The sequence below is a fragment of the Chryseobacterium sp. MMS23-Vi53 genome, assembly GCF_047651245.1.
In the GTDB taxonomy this organism is placed as follows: domain Bacteria; phylum Bacteroidota; class Bacteroidia; order Flavobacteriales; family Weeksellaceae; genus Chryseobacterium.
Genome location: NZ_CP180265.1, coordinates 851,007 through 867,476 on the forward strand (window position 1 = coordinate 851,007; position 16,470 = coordinate 867,476).

The 16,470-nt window shown below is 34.5% G+C and carries 20 protein-coding genes; 6 read left to right on the plus strand and 14 right to left on the minus strand.

What is annotated here, in order from left to right; all coding sequences use genetic code 11:
* Positions 1 to 7 precede the first annotated feature (7 nt).
* The 13 genes from ACKX2A_RS03840 to tpx all read right to left on the minus strand — a co-directional run bounded on the left by ACKX2A_RS03840 (position 8) and on the right by tpx (position 9,178).
* Positions 8 to 421 carry an SRPBCC family protein gene (locus ACKX2A_RS03840; RefSeq protein ID WP_415327714.1) on the minus strand — a complete coding sequence of 138 codons (414 nt, stop codon included), beginning with the start codon at positions 419 to 421 and terminating at the stop codon, positions 8 to 10.
* Positions 422 to 502: 81 nt separating this feature from the next.
* Entirely contained in the window at positions 503 to 934 is a 432-nt protein-coding gene (locus ACKX2A_RS03845; RefSeq protein ID WP_415327715.1) for a VOC family protein, read from the minus strand.
* Between the two features lie 228 nt (positions 935 to 1,162).
* Positions 1,163 to 1,750, minus strand: a complete 588-nt coding sequence (locus ACKX2A_RS03850) for an alpha/beta fold hydrolase (RefSeq protein ID WP_415327716.1) — start codon at positions 1,748 to 1,750, stop codon at positions 1,163 to 1,165.
* A gap of 9 nt (positions 1,751 to 1,759) precedes the next feature.
* On the minus strand, positions 1,760 to 1,939 hold the full coding sequence (locus ACKX2A_RS03855; protein ID WP_415327717.1) for an alpha/beta fold hydrolase: 180 nt from the start codon (positions 1,937 to 1,939) through the stop codon (positions 1,760 to 1,762).
* A gap of 2 nt (positions 1,940 to 1,941) precedes the next feature.
* Entirely contained in the window at positions 1,942 to 2,466 is a 525-nt protein-coding gene (locus tag ACKX2A_RS03860) for a DinB family protein (RefSeq protein WP_415327718.1), read from the minus strand.
* Positions 2,467 to 2,612: 146 nt separating this feature from the next.
* On the minus strand, positions 2,613 to 3,065 hold the full coding sequence (locus tag ACKX2A_RS03865; RefSeq protein ID WP_415327719.1) for a hypothetical protein: 453 nt from the start codon (positions 3,063 to 3,065) through the stop codon (positions 2,613 to 2,615).
* Positions 3,066 to 3,227: 162 nt separating this feature from the next.
* The gene (locus ACKX2A_RS03870; RefSeq protein ID WP_415327720.1) at positions 3,228 to 3,635 is read right to left on the minus strand and encodes a VOC family protein; all 408 of its coding nucleotides are present in this window, start codon (positions 3,633 to 3,635) and stop codon (positions 3,228 to 3,230) included.
* Positions 3,636 to 3,674: 39 nt separating this feature from the next.
* A complete protein-coding gene (locus ACKX2A_RS03875; protein WP_415327721.1) occupies positions 3,675 to 4,085 on the minus strand; it encodes a VOC family protein in 411 nt (136 codons plus the stop codon).
* Between the two features lie 76 nt (positions 4,086 to 4,161).
* Positions 4,162 to 4,752: a Crp/Fnr family transcriptional regulator gene (locus ACKX2A_RS03880; protein ID WP_415327722.1), complete on the minus strand. Its 591-nt coding sequence runs from the start codon at positions 4,750 to 4,752 to the stop codon at positions 4,162 to 4,164.
* Positions 4,753 to 5,048: 296 nt separating this feature from the next.
* Positions 5,049 to 6,260, minus strand: coding sequence for a DUF763 domain-containing protein (locus tag ACKX2A_RS03885; protein WP_415327723.1), 1,212 nt, complete (start codon positions 6,258 to 6,260; stop codon positions 5,049 to 5,051).
* Positions 6,261 to 6,543: 283 nt separating this feature from the next.
* A complete protein-coding gene (locus ACKX2A_RS03890; protein ID WP_415327724.1) occupies positions 6,544 to 6,933 on the minus strand; it encodes a glyoxalase superfamily protein in 390 nt (129 codons plus the stop codon).
* A 60-nt stretch (positions 6,934 to 6,993) separates the two neighbouring features.
* Positions 6,994 to 8,499: a T9SS type A sorting domain-containing protein gene (locus ACKX2A_RS03895; protein WP_415327725.1), complete on the minus strand. Its 1,506-nt coding sequence runs from the start codon at positions 8,497 to 8,499 to the stop codon at positions 6,994 to 6,996.
* A gap of 181 nt (positions 8,500 to 8,680) precedes the next feature.
* Positions 8,681 to 9,178 carry a thiol peroxidase gene (gene tpx / locus ACKX2A_RS03900; protein ID WP_415327726.1) on the minus strand — a complete coding sequence of 166 codons (498 nt, stop codon included), beginning with the start codon at positions 9,176 to 9,178 and terminating at the stop codon, positions 8,681 to 8,683.
* Positions 9,179 to 9,346: 168 nt separating this feature from the next.
* Here tpx and ACKX2A_RS03905 point away from each other — a divergent pair, with 168 nt between their 5' ends.
* From ACKX2A_RS03905 to ACKX2A_RS03915, 3 genes are all read left to right on the plus strand, one after another.
* Positions 9,347 to 9,799, plus strand: a complete 453-nt coding sequence (locus ACKX2A_RS03905) for a T9SS type A sorting domain-containing protein (RefSeq protein WP_415327727.1) — start codon at positions 9,347 to 9,349, stop codon at positions 9,797 to 9,799.
* Positions 9,800 to 9,815: 16 nt separating this feature from the next.
* Entirely contained in the window at positions 9,816 to 10,931 is a 1,116-nt protein-coding gene (locus ACKX2A_RS03910) for a hypothetical protein (RefSeq protein WP_415327728.1), read from the plus strand.
* A 106-nt stretch (positions 10,932 to 11,037) separates the two neighbouring features.
* Positions 11,038 to 13,257 carry an NADP-dependent isocitrate dehydrogenase gene (locus ACKX2A_RS03915; RefSeq protein WP_415327729.1) on the plus strand — a complete coding sequence of 740 codons (2,220 nt, stop codon included), beginning with the start codon at positions 11,038 to 11,040 and terminating at the stop codon, positions 13,255 to 13,257.
* Positions 13,258 to 13,546: 289 nt separating this feature from the next.
* Here the strand turns inward: ACKX2A_RS03915 and ACKX2A_RS03920 are convergent, their stop codons facing one another.
* Complete coding sequence (locus ACKX2A_RS03920; RefSeq protein WP_312391003.1) at positions 13,547 to 13,885, minus strand: helix-turn-helix domain-containing protein; 339 nt, start codon at positions 13,883 to 13,885, stop codon at positions 13,547 to 13,549.
* A gap of 103 nt (positions 13,886 to 13,988) precedes the next feature.
* Between ACKX2A_RS03920 and ACKX2A_RS03925 the strand changes: the two genes are divergently transcribed.
* From ACKX2A_RS03925 to ACKX2A_RS03935, 3 genes are all read left to right on the plus strand, one after another.
* On the plus strand, positions 13,989 to 14,735 hold the full coding sequence (locus tag ACKX2A_RS03925) for an SDR family oxidoreductase (protein WP_415327730.1): 747 nt from the start codon (positions 13,989 to 13,991) through the stop codon (positions 14,733 to 14,735).
* Positions 14,736 to 14,920: 185 nt separating this feature from the next.
* Positions 14,921 to 15,904, plus strand: a complete 984-nt coding sequence (locus ACKX2A_RS03930) for a heme-binding domain-containing protein (RefSeq protein WP_415327731.1) — start codon at positions 14,921 to 14,923, stop codon at positions 15,902 to 15,904.
* Entirely contained in the window at positions 15,904 to 16,344 is a 441-nt protein-coding gene (locus tag ACKX2A_RS03935; protein ID WP_415327732.1) for a hypothetical protein, read from the plus strand. The genes ACKX2A_RS03930 and ACKX2A_RS03935 overlap by 1 nt, the downstream gene beginning before the upstream one ends.
* The last annotated feature ends 126 nt before the right edge of the window (positions 16,345 to 16,470 follow it).

Sequence of the window (16,470 nt, forward strand, 5' to 3'; positions counted from 1 at the left end):
AAAGTTTTTAATGATTTTCTACATACTTATGAAAATTATTCAGGATTGCGTACCAACCGTCTCTCTGCATTTCTACAGAGTTTTGTTTTTCAGGATCGAAAGTTATCTTAACATTCGTTGTATTTTCATCAATTTTATTAAAAACAACGTCAACATTTCTCCCATCCTCCATATGGTATTTTATTCTCTCATTGGGAATAACTTCATCATAAATTCCTACAAAGTCAAATCCAAAACTTCCATCCTTTGCTTCCATTCTGTTATTGAATTTTCCTCCAACTTTTAAATCGTTTTCAGAGCGAGGACATTGCCAGGATTCATGGGCGAAATTCCATTTTGTAATGTGTTTTGGGGTATTGTAATAATCCCAAATCTTCTGAACAGAGGCTAAAATCGTAATGTCAATTTTAATAGGTTCCATAATTGTATTTTTTTAAGTGGTATGAAAAGGGCAACGAAAAATATTCAGTTACCCTTTTTATAATTTAGTTTAAAGATAAGATTATTTTGTGTATTCTTCATTATAGTTCACCATCCAATGAACTCCATATTTATCTTGGAAGCTTCCGAAATAATCGCCCCAAAACTGATCTTCAATCGGCATTTCTACATTTCCTCCTTCAGAAAGCCCTTTAAAAAGCCTGTCAGCTTCTTCTTTTGAGTCCGGAAAAATGGAAACATAATTGTTATTTCCAACATTCAGATTTTGTCCGAAGCTTGGAACAATGTCCGATGCCATCAACAAATCTCCACCAATTGGAAGCGCGATATGCATTACTCTGTTTTTTTCTTCGTCGGATAAGTTTTCAGTTCCTGGAGCATTTCCCATTTTATGAATTTCACCTAAGAATTCTCCTCCAAAAACGGATTTGTAAAAATTGAAAGCTTCTTCTGCTTTCCCATCAAAATTTAAGTACGGATTTAATTTAGCCATGATATTTATTTTTAAAAGTTTTGTCATTGCGAGGAGCTTGCGACGTGGCAATCTGATAGTATTTTTTAAACGCAAAGTGCGCAAAGATTTTTGAAATGTTTGAGAATATTTTTCGTTCGCAAGGCGTTTCACTCAGCAAATGTTGAATGTTGTTTTGATATGCTTATTTTTTCGTTCTGAAAAAAGCAAAACGGATTGAAAAATTTTCTTTAGTAGTTAATTTTAAGTTTATTTATATAAAAATTTTTCAACCTCACTTACTGTAAAATCAATCAATTTTTCATCAAGATTTCCTCCAAAATCGGCCATCATGTAAGAGCCGTGAGTCGCAGGAAGAATCATTAATTGGGAGTGCTTTACGAGGCGCCACATTTCAATGACATGTTCCGGTTTCATTACATCTTTATCGCCCGAAATAAATAAAATTGGAGCTTTAATACCCTTCAAGATGTCTTCACTCCAGTCTTCAAAAGTCTGCATTCTTTTGCTGTCTTTATCGAACATATTTTCCAATGCGGAAAAGTCTGGATTTAAGTTTAAAAAATTAATTTTCAAAGGTTCAGGCATTGAGTCTAATGTAGCATCCATCATATTTTCGAAGAAACCGTCCATCATTCCGTTTCTCTTATAAAATGCAGATGCAACGACCAATTTTTCAACGATTTCCGGATAAAGATGAGCGATTTGCATCACCGTATTTCCGCCGTTGCTAAAACCCCAAAATGATGCTTTTTCAATATTAATTTCTTTCAAAAGAGCGGCAACATCATGAGCGTCCTGTTCGAAAGTTTCAGGAATATCGCGGTGTCCGGACATTCCGTGGTTCTACAAATCGATTCCGATTAATTGAAATTTGTTTTCCATTCTTGAAATTACTTCTTTATAATCGAACAAAATCGATCCGCCACCGCCATGAATTAATACCAAAGGTTTTCCGAAACCATAGATTTCGTAATACATCTTGATTCCATTGACTTGCTTATGCCCTTTTTCAACAGGATTCATTTTTAATATTTTAAATCTTTATCAAAATCATATTTCATTCCTTCGTAATTCAGAATTCTGCGCATCAAACCGATTTGTCCGGAAAGATAATCTTCACGACCAATGCACATACCAACGAAATTCAGGACAGTTTCCGGAAAGAAATCGATGTTCATACCCATAGGAAATGCTTTGTCTAATTCTTCATCTGTTGCTTCCAATAATTTTTGGTAAACCAATGGCGAAATTTTATGAAAACTGTCTTTCAGCTGCTGTAAAGTCGGATACGTCAGGTTTTCGTCCAATGCTTTTCCCTGAAAGAAAAAATCTTTGAATTCAAATTCTTCCTGAAGTCCGAGAATAAATCCTAAAGCGTAACGCATATCGAGGAAATTTCCGACCATCCAAATGATGTGGTTTGTCCTTCCTTCGATCCTTTTTAAAGCATCTTCTTCCGAAATTCCATCTAGAACCATTAAAAAATTTTGGCTATGACCCCGAAATGCAGGAATGATGATGTCTAATTTTTTTGATTTTGGTGTATCCATTTGATTGTTTTTTTGTTTTGCCACGAATTCACAAATTTTCACTTCATTTATACTGCTTATTTTTTCTCTCGCTGATTTTGCAGATGATGATGTTTTATTTTTTTATGTTTATTTGTGAAAAATATTCGTGGAATTTGTATTTAAACTTATTTTATTGCACCGGGTTTCCCCAAAATCCTTCGAAGATAGCTTAATTGTCCACTATGATAGATTTCATGAAAACAAAGCGTGGAAATATCTTTAATAGTTTCAGGATTAAAATTTTCTATCGTATTAAGTTTAGCTTCTAATTTTTCCTGAGATTGTTTTAAATATGATTTTAATTCTTCAAAAGAAATAAATTCATCTTTCCTTTCCAAAGGAATTTCGCCACGGTTGTAGCAGGAAAACTTTTCACTATCCCAAACTGAATCTTCTCCTAAAATATTCAGCAAAGGATTTCTTATATAAATTAAATGTCCTAAAATCCAGTTCATGCAATTGACTTCCCCATCTGGAAAAATCATTGCTTCTTCGTTGGTAATACTGTCAAAATTCATTGACATAACTTTGAAATTGCTGGAAAGTTGGATTTTGATAATTTCAATATCGGTTTTCATATTTTTTGATTATGGTTTAGTATCTCACAGATTTTGAAAGATAATTTTGAAATACTTTATAATTTACTCTCGCAGATTTTGACGATTGCGCAGATTCTTCCCTTTCATCTGAGAAAATATTTGTGAAATTTGTGAGAAACATTTGTAATATTAGCGTTTAAACTATTCTGTCGGAATTTGAGAAGGATCGGCAAAAATGACATTCCAGCCATGTCCGTTGATGTCCCAGAAAGAGTTTTGATACATCCAGCCATGATCCTGCGCTTCTTCATGTTGATAAGCTCCATTTGCAACAGCTGCATTCACAACTTGGTCTACTTCTTCACGACTGTCTAACCCAATCGCTACCAAAACCTGCGTTGTATCGCCTTTTGGAGTTGGTCTTTCAGAAAAGGTCTGGAAAAATTCTTCTTCTAAAAACATTACTTGAATATTATCGCTCATCACAATACAAACAGCTTTTTCATCTGAAATTTGATCATTGATTGAGAACCCAATATTACTCCAGAATTCTTTAGTTTTTTGAATATCTTTTACAGGAAGGTTTACATAAATTTGATTGATTTTCATTTTGTAATTTTTAAAGTTTTTGTTTTAATTTTAGAAATATTATTCAGTTGGAAGCTTAGACATATCTGCAAACATAACTTCCCATTGATGTCCGTTTAAATCGGCAAAAGCTCTTTGATACATCCAACCGTGATCTTGTGGCTCGCTATAAGTTGAGCCTCCATTTTCCACAGCAACTTCCACCATCTTATCAACTTCTTCGCGGCTGTTTGCACCAATGCAAATAAGCGTCTGAGTCGTTTCTCCATTTGCAATTGGTCTGTTTGTAAAGGTTTGAAAAAACTCTTCCTTTAAAAACATCGTGTAAATATGATCGGTTTTCATTACTACACAAATAGCCTTTTCATCGGAAAATTGTTCGTTGACAGAAAAGCCCAACTTCGTCCAAAACTCTCTTGTTTTCTGAACATCTTTTATCGGAAGATTAACATAAATCTGATTGATTTCCATTTTGTAATTTTTAGCGTTTAACTTTAAACCAAAATTACCAAGTTACCCGGAAAATCAACTTGCCATAAGACAAGATTTAGATTTTCTTCGGATGAGAAACCAATTCTTTACGAATTCTGCTTAAAGAAGTATCTGTAACTCCCAGATATGAAGCGATTTGCTTTAAAGGAGCAAATTGTATGACGTGAGGTTTTTGTTCTAAAAGATTAAGGTAACGTTTTGTAGCGGAAAGCGTAAACATTTCGACAGACCGCTGTTTGTAAACAAAAAGTTGCTGCGACATCCAGGCTCTTCCCCATTCTCGAAGGTTTGGAATTTTATGAAATAATTCCTGAAAAGTTTCAAAATCAAATCTCCAACATTCGCAATCGGAGATACAAACTATGTTTTCCTGAGTCGGAATTCTTTGAAATAATGAAGAAACTTCGATAATAATCTCGTTTTCCACGAAAAAGTGCGTCGTAACTTCATTTCCATTAAAATCATTGACAAAAGAACGAGCAAGACCTTTCTCCAAAATATAATACGCATTCGCAGTTTTTCCTTCTTCAAGAATAAAATCTCCTTTCTGGAAAATTACTTTTTCGTGAGCCTGAAATATCTCTTCAAGCTCTTCGTCTAGGAAAAATGGGAAATCGTAGCAGATTTCTAAGGATTTGTTGCTCATCAAGTCAATGTTTTTTTAGATTTTTAAAAATAGAATTTTTATTGGACTTGATGAAGGAATTATTAAACAAAATGATGATTTGTGATAATCGATTTTTGTGTAATCCTTTACATATTAGCTTTAAAGGCTGTTTGAATTAATTCTATATTATTAAACGTTTTAATTTTAACCTCAAAAATATATTATTTCTGTCATTCTGAAAAAGGAAGAATCTAAGCCATATCTTTAGAGATTCTTCACTCCATTTCATTTCTTTCAGAATGACAAAGACAGTTAAATCGTTATGTTTATTAAATTTAAAACAAAGAAAGCTGAATTGGTTTTGGATTCGAAGGTTTTTGGGCATCTCCAAATACCGTTTTTCCGCCAAATCTCCATGAATTTTGTCTTTCTTCTTCAATGACTTCCTGAATATCGAAATTTGGAATAAAATCTTTTTCTGTTGATTCAATAATTTGATGAAGCTTATTCAACGTTTTCAATTTATCTGAATTTCCCAATTTTGATTTTTCAATTCCGGATTTTAAAATTTGAAGACTTTCATCATAAACTTTGGTAGGAACCGGAAACGGATGACCGTCTTTTCCGCCATGAGCAAAGGAAAATCTTGCAGGATCTTTGAATCTTGAAGGCGCACCGTGAATGACTTCACTTACCAGAGCCAAAGATTGCATTGTTCGTGGGCCAACACCTTCCAGCATCAATAAATCCTCGAAATTTTGAGGTTGCTGTTCGCGGGTTACGTATAAAAGCGCTCCAAGACGTTTTAAATCTACATCAGAAGCCTGAACATCGTGATGATTCGGAAGAATTAATCTCGCAAAATCGCTCATAATTTCTGTCGAATCGGTGTGAGAAATATCTAAAATTCCTTTTCGGTTTTCTGATGCTTCGGAATCTGTTAAGTTTAAAATTTGACCTCTCGAAATCCCGTTAATTCCCGTGTGAGGCTCTTCAACAAAGGATTTTATATTTTCGGAATGCCAATGATAGCGTCTTGCCGTACCATCGGATTCGTGCATTCCCTGTTGAACGACGCTCCAATTTCCGTTATCAGACAAGATAAAATTGTGCAAGTATAATTGATAACCATCCTGAATTGCTGTGTTATCAACTTTTGCGGAAAGTTTGCTGGCTTTAACCAAATCATTTCCATTTAAACCTGTTTTATCTGCAATTTGAATTAATTCGGAGGGAGTATCTCTTGAAAATTTGCCTTTTCCACCACAAATATACAAACCAAGAGATTGAGAATTGGGATTAATAGAACGTTTCAAAGCGCCCATCACAGAAGTTGTGATTCCCGAAGAATGCCAATCCATTCCCATCACTGCACCAAAACTTTGGAACCAAAATGGATCTGCCAATCGCCGGAGAACTTCGTCTTTCCCGTAATCCATTAGGATAACCTCAACGATTGAAAGTCCTAGAATCGACATGCGTTCATACAGCCAAGGTGGTACTTTGCCATAGTGAAGGGGTAAATCTGCGGTTCCGGAGCGTTTCATTTTGTAAAGGTAGGACTTTTGATATTGATTGTTTGATGATTGGAATCAAGTTTAAACACAAATAGCACTAATTTTTACACTAATTTCACAATGTTTTTCTGCTAATTTTGTAATGGAGATGATCTTTGTGGATGTTTTTTCTCAAACAGATTTTACAGATTTACAAGAATGTTTCTTTTTTAAATAATTTTAATTATTCTCGCAGATTTTGCTGATTGCGCAAATGTTTGTGTCTTATTTTATTTTTGTATTTATTTGTGAAAAACATTTGTGCCATTTGTGTTTAAACAAATTCTTTATGTTTCTCTTTATCAAATTTTTCATTAAAAATGATTTTGTTTCCGAAAGGATCATCAACTGTAAAAGATACGGCATCGTAGAATGTTTTTTCTAATCCCGGGCGGTTATATTTATATTTTTTATCAATTAATTCTTTATGATAATCAGCAATGCCTTCTCCCCAAATGAAAACCCTGCTTCCGGGAGTTCCGTCACCATGATGTTCGCTTAAATGAAGAACAATATTATTCTTTTTTATTTCCATATAAACGGGAGTATTTTCTTCGAAATGATGCTCCCAGACGATTTCAAAACCCAGCCAATCGATGTAGAATTCTTTTGTTTTTTGATAATCGAAAATTCTTAAAATTGGGATGATTTGTTCTGCTTTCATAATTTAGGTTTAATTATCAATAATAAGAAAAAGCACCCTTTTCAGAGTGCTTTTATTTTATTAATTTTTAATTATTTTCTTCGTTATGCTTATTTCTTTATTTTTGATTTTAAGCATGTAAACTCCTTTTGGAAGATCCTGAACATTGATGCTGTTTTCATTTTTTCCCGATCTTATTAAACTTCCGTTTGCTGAATATAATTCAAAATTCTCCAGCTTTTCATCAGAATATAATACATCGCTTACAGGATTAGGATATACCGAAAGTTCTTTTTTATCCTGTCTCAAATCATTTGTTTCCAAGAATAAAGGTGTTGATCCACCGAATCTTGCCAGAAAAATATTTGTTGTACCTGCAGATCCACAAACCATTATCTTCCCGTCACTCATTACATCCATATCTTTAATCACAGATAAATTACCATATCCTTGCTGAGTTTTCCCATTGGTTCCGAAGGTTGTATCTAAATTACCTGCGCTGGTAACTCTTATTAAACCAATGTCCGTATAAGATCCCGAAGCAACAGTTCCGGCTAATAAAATTTTACCGTCTGAAAGCAATTTCATAGAACGAGCTGTATCATCCGATGAACCTAGAGGTGTTGTAAAAATACCGTCTGTATTAAAAGATGTATCCAATGTTCCGTTGGTATTCATTCTTACGATTGCAAAATCATCTCTTCCAGAAGACATAAATGCAGATCCTCCTATTAAGATTTTCCCATTACTTTGAAAAACTATTGACTCCGGTTTATCGTTATTTACACCAATTACAACAACATGTTTACCATCTGAACTGAATGAAGTGTCCAAAGATCCATTGGCATTATATTTCGCAATACCAAAATCAGAAGAAATAGTGGATGATCCTGCTCCATAAGTAAAGCTTCCTACCGCAAATTTACCATCCGTGTTGATGGCAATACAGGTTGCTTCATCATTATTCCCTGCAAGATCTGTGGTAACTTTTCCATTGGTACCAAATGTACTATCTAATGTTCCGTCTACATTTATTCTTGCAATGGCAATATCTCTGTAAGATCCTGTGAAAGAATGTCCTGCAACTAAAATTTTACCGTCATTTTGTATTGCTACAGCATGGGCAACGTCTTCATTGGAACCGAATGCAACAGTAACCTTTCCTGTGCCATTAAAAGTAGTGTCTAATGTTCCGTTTGCATTTAGTCTCACTACAATAAAATCTTTTCTGTTGATGCTATTGGTATCTTCCCAATATCCTACTGCAACGATTTTTCCATCTGCACCGATTTTCATATCGTATAATACAACATCTTCTCCCCCAAAATTGATTGACGTTGAACCTGATGAACCAAAAGTAGTATCTAATTGATTTGATGAATTGAACCTAAAGAATTTAAAGGTGCGATCCATATTATATGTCCCGATCACCATTTTTTGATTGGCATCTATTTCGATACAAGTACCATAAGCTCCACTATCATAAGTGTAAAACCCTGAATTTCCATAAGTTGTATCCAAAAGCCCGTCTTGAGAAAACCCGAAAGCAAAAGCTAGGGTTGATAAAAATGTTACAATTTTTTTCACTGGTTATTAATTTTTTGCAAAGCTATCCTTTTTTACAAATAAAATGCAACAACCAAAGACAAACAATTTAAAATTTAAATTAAAAATAATTAATACTAGAACAAAACACCATTCGATGTAAAAAAATAAAAGCCCCGTGAAAATATTCACAAGGCTTTTACTTAAAATTTTTGTTTTAAAATTATTTTAAAGCTTCGATTGCAGCACTATAATTAGGCTCGTCTGCAATTTCTGAAACTTGCTCTGTGTAAACAACTTTATTATTTTCGTCTGTTACGATTACGGCACGGCTTAAAAGACCTTTTAATGGAGAATCTGAAATTGTCACTTCATAATCATCACCGAAGCTGCTTCTGAAGTCTGAAAGTGTTTCAACATTGTTCAATCCTTCTGCAGCACAAAATCTTCCTAATGCAAATGGCAAATCTTTAGAAACGTTAATTACAACAGTATTATCCAGCCTTGAAGCCTCTTCATTGAACTTTCTTGTAGAAGCCGCACAAGTTGGCGTATCGATACTTGGGAAAATATTGAAAACTTTTTTCTTTCCTTCAAAGCTTTCAAGAGTTTTTACATTCAAACCTGAGTCCACCAAAGCAAAATCCTTAATGGTAGTTCCTACTGATGGTAAATTTCCTATTGTATTGACAGCGTTTCCTTTTAATGTAATATTTGACATAACTTGTTTTTTTAATGTTTTTCAAATTTAATCAAAAAAGAAAATTTTTTCCATCTAATAATGGTTAAATAATTCTTAAAGTGAAAATAAAAATACTTATCTCTGACAATCATTATTTTAAATAAAAAAATAATTATATTCGCTGACTTTTTATAAAAAATAATAATCATGCGAAGAAAAATTACTTTGTTTTTGTTCGCAGTGCCGTTTTTCGGATTTGCCCAGTCTGTGATTGGTAACATCAATTCCGGAGCCGTTTCTGCGGATAATTTTACGCATTCTGTCGGAGAAATCTATGTGATCCCGACCGATCCTGATCAAAACAATTCAGGAACGATGGGAATGCTTTATCAAACGGTTTTACAAGTTTTAGGAGTAAGTGAACTTGAGAAAGAGACGGTAAAAATCTATCCGAATCCTACTACAGATTTTGTTTATGTTCAATTAAATTCCAGATCGAAAATCGATGAAGTGGAAGTTTATGACCTGAACGGAAGACTTGTTTTAAAGTCAAAATTAGAATCTGACAAACTGGATTTAAGAAATTTAATTCCAGGAATTTACATGATTACTTTCAAAAATCCTGATCTAAAACCAATTAAAATCATCAAAAAACCTTAAAAAAACTATTTAAAACATGAAAAAATTATACGCAACTATAGGATTATTTATTGCTTCTTTATTAAGTGCACAAGTTCCGCAGGCTTTTAGTTATCAAACAATTGCTTTCAATGCTTCGGGAGCTCCGATCGCCAATGGAAACGTTTCTTTGAGAGTGAGCATTTTAGAAAACTCTGCGACAGGAACAGTTTTATATACGGAAACTCACAGTAAAACGACAAACTCTAAAGGTTTGGTTAATTTAAATATTGGTCAGGGAACAGCTACAACAGGAAGTTTCGGAGGAATCAACTGGGGAGCAAACACCAAATTCGTAAAAGTGGAAATGGATCCACAAGGCGGTTCTAATTACACAAACGTTGGAGTAAATCAATTAATGAGCGTTCCTTATGCTCAGGTAAGTAAAACTGTTGTAACAGGCGCAGGACAGGGAATAACACTCACATCTCCAAACGGAACGGCTTACACTTTGAACGTGAATGATAGCGGAGCTTTGAGTTTGCCACAAGCACAATCTGGTAATAATAACCTACCTCAAAATTTATATATGTATGGTTCTTACAATTCTTTCAATGCTACAAACGCTGAATTATTGAGAGTAAACTCTAACGAAAAATTTGGTTATAAATATTTTCCAGCAAATTCTCAGATAAAATTTATCACCGCTCAAAATACTTCAGCAATGGTATATGGATCTGATTCAAGTAATGTACTTGTTCCTAATGGAAATTCATACAATATTACATCAAACGGGTTTTATCAAATAAATGTAAAACCAACAGGAATTATTGGAAATACTACAGCTTATACCCCATATATTTATAATTTTACACCATATATTTCATATACAGGAACATCGCCTTCAACACAATCAAATATCACATATGATGCAAATACAAATACATTTAGTATTCAAATAAACGGTGTGACTACCAATACTAGATTTAGAATAAGTCTAGGAATGGGGGGCGGAAATTCCGAAACAATTGGAGATAATCTTAGTGACGGAAACTTTGATATTGATGGACAAGAAATATCTTTCCCGGGAGCAAATTCCACTCCTAAAAATTACAAACTCACTTTTAAAATTAATTTTGACGCTACTGGAACATATACAATTGTTCAATTATAAATTTAAAGAGGCACAAGCCTCTTTTTTTATTTAAAATAAGTTGAAAAAAGAATCATAATCACTAAATTTGTGAGTCTTAAAAAATCAAATAATAAATAACAGTATAATGTCGGACAAATCAAAAATCTATTACACGCTTACGGACGAAGCTCCAATGTTGGCGACACACTCGTTTTTACCGATTGTAAAAGCTTTTACAAAATCAGCAAACATCGAGATCGCAGTTCCGGATATTTCTTTGGCAGGAAGAATTTTAGCAAACTTCCCAGAATTTTTGAATGATGATCAGAAAATCGGTGATGCTTTGGCTGAATTGGGTCAATTGGCTACTCAGCCTGATGCAAACATTATCAAATTACCGAATATTTCAGCTTCTGCACCTCAATTAGATGCTGCTATCGCTGAATTACAGGCTAAAGGTTTCGCAGTTCCAAATTATCCTGCAGAACCTAAAAATGACGAAGAAAAAGCAATTAAGGCTAAATATGCTAAAGTTTTAGGAAGTGCTGTAAACCCTGTATTGAGAGAAGGAAATTCTGACAGACGTGCTCCAAAAGCTGTTAAAAACTATGCAAAAGCAAACCCTCACAGAATGGGTAACTGGGCTTCTGACAGCAAAACAGATGTTGCTCACATGATCGGAGGTGATTTCTACGGAACTGAAACTTCGACTACTCTTGAGAATGCGACAAAATATAAAATCGTTTTTAAAGCAAACGACGGTACTGAAACTCAGTTGAAAGACTACGCAAGTCTTCAGGCTGGTGAAGTAATTGATTCTTCTGTAATGAATTTAAATGCTTTGAAAGCATTCGTTCAGGAAGCTATCGAAGAAGCTAAAAACAGAAACGTACTTCTTTCTGCTCACTTGAAAGCTACGATGATGAAAATCTCTGATCCAATTATTTTCGGAGCAATCGTAGAAACTTTCTTCAAAGAAGTTTTCACTAAATATGCTGAGACTTTCAAATCTTTAGATATCAATCCAAACAACGGTCTTGCAGATCTTTTCGATAAAATCAAAGGAAATGCTCAGGAAGCTGAAATCAAGGCTGATATCGAAGCTGCTTTGGCAAACGGACCAAGAGTGGCAATGGTAAATTCTGACAAAGGAATTACAAACTTCCACGTTCCTTCTGATATCATCGTTGATGCTTCTATGGCTGCTTTGGTAAGAGGCGGAGGAAAAATGTGGAACAAAGACGGAAATGAAGAAGATACAGTTGCAATCATTCCGGATCGTTCTTACGCAGGTTTCTATCAAGCTGTAATTGATGATATGAAAGCTCACGGAAAACTAGATCCTACAACAATGGGTTCTGTTCCGAACGTTGGTTTAATGGCTCAAAAAGCTGAAGAATACGGTTCTCACGACAAAACGTTCCAGGCATCTGCAGAGGGAACCATTGAAGTTCAGGACGAAAACGGAAACGTTCTTCTTTCTCAGAAAGTTGAAGCGGGTGATATTTTTAGAATGTGTCAGACTAAAGATGCTCCGATCCAGGACTGGGTAAAATTAGCGGTAAACAGAGCTAGACTTTCTGATACTCCTGCAATTTTCTGGTTAGATAAAGGAAGAGCTCACGACAGAGAAATGATTAAAAAAGTTGAAAAATACTTAGCTGATCACGATACCAACGGTCTTGATATTAAAATTCTTGACGTAAAAGATGCAATGACTGAAACGTTGCAAAGAGCAAGAGAAGGAAAAGATACCATTTCTGTTTCAGGAAACGTATTGAGAGATTACCTAACAGATCTATTTCCAATTCTTGAGCTTGGAACTTCTGCAAAAATGCTTTCTATCGTTCCATTAATGAACGGAGGTGGTTTATTTGAAACAGGAGCCGGAGGTTCTGCTCCAAAACACGTTGAACAGTTCATTGAAGAAGGTTATTTAAGATGGGATTCTTTAGGTGAATTCTTGGCTTTACAGGCTTCTTTAGAGCATTTGGCACAAACTCAAGGGAATACAAAATCTCAGGTTTTAGCTGATGCATTGGATGAAGCAAATGCTAAATTCTTGGCTACAGATAAATCTCCTGCAAGAAAAGTTGGAGAAATCGATAACAGAGGTTCTCACTTCTATTTGGCAATGTATTGGGCTGAAGCGTTGACAAACCAAACTGCTGATGCTGAACTGGCTAAACAATTCGCTCCAATTGCAGAAGCAATGAAGGAAAACGAAGAAGTTATCAATGCTGAATTAATCGGTGCTCAAGGTAAACCTCAACAAATTGACGGTTATTACAAAACTGATACATACAAAACGTATGCAGCAATGAGACCGAGTACAGTTTTAAATGAAATCATCGACGGAATTTAATTTTCGATCTTGATATAAATGAAAAGCTCCTTTTTTAAGGGGCTTTTTTTGGCTTAAACACTAATTTCACAAATGTTTTTCACAAATGAAACAATGAAATATGCGATATATTTGTCATTCTGACGAAGGAAGAATCTAAGCGTAATAGTAAAATATTTTTAAGTTTTGGCTAAAGCCAATTTTGAATATATTTAAAGTGAAAACGGGCTAAAGCCCGTTCCTATTGATGTAAAAAGCCATTATAATTGCGTTATTTGCGAAAAACATTTGTGCTATTTATGTTTAAAATTTAAATCTTATTCTCTACAATCACTTTCCGATGCTCCCTTCCCCAAATAATCATTTCCTGAATAATATTTCCAAACGTTCTGCAATAATCCGTTGCTTCATATTCAATTAAAACGGGAGTTTCCGGATAGACATTTCGTTTGACTAATTTATTTAATTCCATGTCTTTCAACTCTTTTGAAAGCATTCTGGTTGTAATTCCCGGAATACTTCTTTCGATCTCACGAAAACGTCTGTTTCCGTTGCAAAGGGAATTGATGACAGGAATTCTCCACTTTCCTCCAATAAAATAAAGCGTGTCCTGCAATGCTCTAAGCTCTTCGGTTTGATCTCTTTCCATAGCTGCAAAGTTAAATGATATCATTGATGATACTGATATACTCTGTGATACTGGTTACAAAAGTATATCAATTTGAAATAACTTTGTCAAAAATTTTAAAGAAATGAAAAAGTTTAATAACAAATTAGCCATCGTAACTGGCGGAAACAGCGGAATTGGATATGCAACCGCAAAAGAATTAATCGAAGAAGGAGCAAAAGTAATCATCACCGGAAGACGAAAAGAAGCGGTTGAAAAAGCGGCAGACGAATTGGGAGCAATACCGTTTTTTGCGGATCAGGCAAATCTTGATGATATTGATTTATTAAAAAGCGAAGTTGAAAACAAATACGGAAAAGTTGACATTTTATTTATCAACGCAGGAATTACTGGAGGTTTAATTCCAATTGAAAATATGCCGGTCGAAAATTTTGACAGTGTGATGAACATTAATTTTAGAGGAGCTTATTTTACTTTGAGTAAATTCATCCCATTATTGAATAATGGTGCTTCTGTCGTTTTCCTGTCTTCGATTGTAGCATCAACTTACAAACCTAACAGTTCGGCATATCAGGCAAGTAAAGCAGCTTTAAATTCTATTGCAAAAACGGCTGCGGCAGAATTAGCTCCGAGAAAAATCCGTGTAAATATGGTAAGCCCGGGACCGACAAAAACAGAGGTAATGACGAAAGCTGGATTAGACGAAGCAACCTTAAACGGCTTAAATGATTATTTAATCGACCTTATTCCTCTGAAAAAAATGGGAACAGCAGAAGATGTTGCAAAATTGGTTGTTTACTTATCTGATGATCGTGTTTCAAGTTTCATGACAGGAACTGAAATCGTTATCGACGGCGGAATGCTGTTGTAGCTGGAAGTTGGAAGCTGGAGGTCGATAAAATGCACACAAACTTCCAGCTTCCATCATCTAACTTCATTTCCTATTAATCCCCAAAAATTCCATTCTCACCTTTCCATTTGTCCGGTTCACCTAATTTCTGATTTCAAAACCACCTTCACTCCACTACTTTTGATCCATAAAAAAAATCAACTATTATGGACTCAATAAAGAAAAAAAGAAACGTAAAACCCATTGCCATAGTATTCTTGGCGGTTTTAATAATCTTTGGAACTTTACAGCTTTTCAACAAGCCATTAGAAGGAAAACCTGTTGCAAGAAAAATCGAAGCGCCTCGCGAAGTATTAGCTATTTTGGAAAATTCATGTTTCAGTTGTCATTCCAACGAACAAAAATTAGGTTGGTATGATAAAATTGCTCCGATTTCATGGGCGGTAGACAAGGACGTGAAAAGAGCGAGAGAAGTACTTAATTTCTCAGAATATACAGATTCTCCTGGTGAACATAAAGGAAATATGTATGCGATTCTCAATATGATGCAAAGCGGAAAAATGCCGCTTCATGAATATACATTGCTTCATCCATCTGCAAAAGTTACAGCAAAAGATATCGAAGTGATTAAAAAATATACACTTTCTCTTTCCAGTGCTGTTCCGTCAAAAAAAGAATTGAAAGATATCCATCAAAATATCAAGATTAAAGAAAATACTACATCTTCAAAATTTCCGGTTTCTCCCAATGGCGTAAAGTATACAGATGATTACAAAAATTGGAAAGTCATCAGTATGAGTACTCTTTTTGATAATTCGGTTCGTGTAATTTATGGAAATGATATTGCCGTAAAAGCCATTGAAACCGAAGATTTTCATCCGTGGCCAGATGGAAGCATCGTTGTAAAATCTGTTTGGAAACAGGAAAAATTAGCGGACGGAGAAGTAAGAGCCGGAGAATTCGTAAATGCACAATTCATGGTTAAAGATTCTAAAAAATATACCGATACCGAAGGCTGGGGATTTGCAAAATTTTCAGGAAACGATCTTCATCCAACCGGAAAAACAGCAGATTTTGCCAGAGAATCCTGCATCGCCTGTCACCGACAATTAGCCGAAAAAACAGGATATCTGTTTGATGTACCAATGAAAGTAAATACCGAAAGATTAATTAAAAACCTTCAGAAATAATGAAAAAAATATTGCTAATCATCGTATCCATTTGTGCCATATTCACTGCCTGTAAAATCGACGAACCGGATAAAGATTTACATCGTGTCGTTTTTGATCCCGGAAATTTAAAGTTCATTTCGACTTCATTAAATACTACAAAGGAAACCTCATCTGCTTTGTATGGAAACCAGGAAGCGCTGGAATCTTTAACTAATGAAAATAATCAACCGAAACCCAATTCTGAATTTAAATTAGTCACCTGGAAATACCATGAAAATCCTCAATATATCGGAGGAACAATTACAGGGGAATTATTAAGCGTAGAAACTATGAATGCAGATAAAAAAGGAAATATTTCTTATTCGGTGAAAAACTCTTCTGAAAAAGAAAAAATTCAACCTAATAAAGAAGAAAGGATAAAATATATCATGAGTTATAAACCTGTCGTAAGACCGTAATAATGGTAAAAGTGAAATGTGAAGATCCGGAGTTGAGAAATCGGCTCTGGATTTTTGTAAAGTGAAAAGTGAATCCTCTATTCTTTTCACTTGTGATTTTTTTCAGTTAACAAATTTACAATTGAC

Coding starts and splice junctions, on each gene's coding strand:
- ACKX2A_RS03840 (WP_415327714.1), bottom strand. CDS start 421: ATGGAACCTATTAAAATTGACATTACGATTTTAGCCTCTGTTCAGAAG.
- ACKX2A_RS03845 (WP_415327715.1), bottom strand. CDS start 934: ATGGCTAAATTAAATCCGTACTTAAATTTTGATGGGAAAGCAGAAGAA.
- ACKX2A_RS03850 (WP_415327716.1), bottom strand. CDS start 1,750: ATGTCCGGACACCGCGATATTCCTGAAACTTTCGAACAGGACGCTCAT.
- ACKX2A_RS03855 (WP_415327717.1), bottom strand. CDS start 1,939: ATGAATCCTGTTGAAAAAGGGCATAAGCAAGTCAATGGAATCAAGATG.
- ACKX2A_RS03860 (WP_415327718.1), bottom strand. CDS start 2,466: ATGGATACACCAAAATCAAAAAAATTAGACATCATCATTCCTGCATTT.
- ACKX2A_RS03865 (WP_415327719.1), bottom strand. CDS start 3,065: ATGAAAACCGATATTGAAATTATCAAAATCCAACTTTCCAGCAATTTC.
- ACKX2A_RS03870 (WP_415327720.1), bottom strand. CDS start 3,635: ATGAAAATCAATCAAATTTATGTAAACCTTCCTGTAAAAGATATTCAA.
- ACKX2A_RS03875 (WP_415327721.1), bottom strand. CDS start 4,085: ATGGAAATCAATCAGATTTATGTTAATCTTCCGATAAAAGATGTTCAG.
- ACKX2A_RS03880 (WP_415327722.1), bottom strand. CDS start 4,752: ATGAGCAACAAATCCTTAGAAATCTGCTACGATTTCCCATTTTTCCTA.
- ACKX2A_RS03885 (WP_415327723.1), bottom strand. CDS start 6,260: ATGAAACGCTCCGGAACCGCAGATTTACCCCTTCACTATGGCAAAGTA.
- ACKX2A_RS03890 (WP_415327724.1), bottom strand. CDS start 6,933: ATGAAAGCAGAACAAATCATCCCAATTTTAAGAATTTTCGATTATCAA.
- tpx (WP_415327726.1), bottom strand. CDS start 9,178: ATGTCAAATATTACATTAAAAGGAAACGCTGTCAATACAATAGGAAAT.
- ACKX2A_RS03905 (WP_415327727.1), top strand. CDS start 9,347: ATGCGAAGAAAAATTACTTTGTTTTTGTTCGCAGTGCCGTTTTTCGGA.
- ACKX2A_RS03910 (WP_415327728.1), top strand. CDS start 9,816: ATGAAAAAATTATACGCAACTATAGGATTATTTATTGCTTCTTTATTA.
- ACKX2A_RS03915 (WP_415327729.1), top strand. CDS start 11,038: ATGTCGGACAAATCAAAAATCTATTACACGCTTACGGACGAAGCTCCA.
- ACKX2A_RS03920 (WP_312391003.1), bottom strand. CDS start 13,885: ATGGAAAGAGATCAAACCGAAGAGCTTAGAGCATTGCAGGACACGCTT.
- ACKX2A_RS03925 (WP_415327730.1), top strand. CDS start 13,989: ATGAAAAAGTTTAATAACAAATTAGCCATCGTAACTGGCGGAAACAGC.
- ACKX2A_RS03930 (WP_415327731.1), top strand. CDS start 14,921: ATGGACTCAATAAAGAAAAAAAGAAACGTAAAACCCATTGCCATAGTA.
- ACKX2A_RS03935 (WP_415327732.1), top strand. CDS start 15,904: ATGAAAAAAATATTGCTAATCATCGTATCCATTTGTGCCATATTCACT.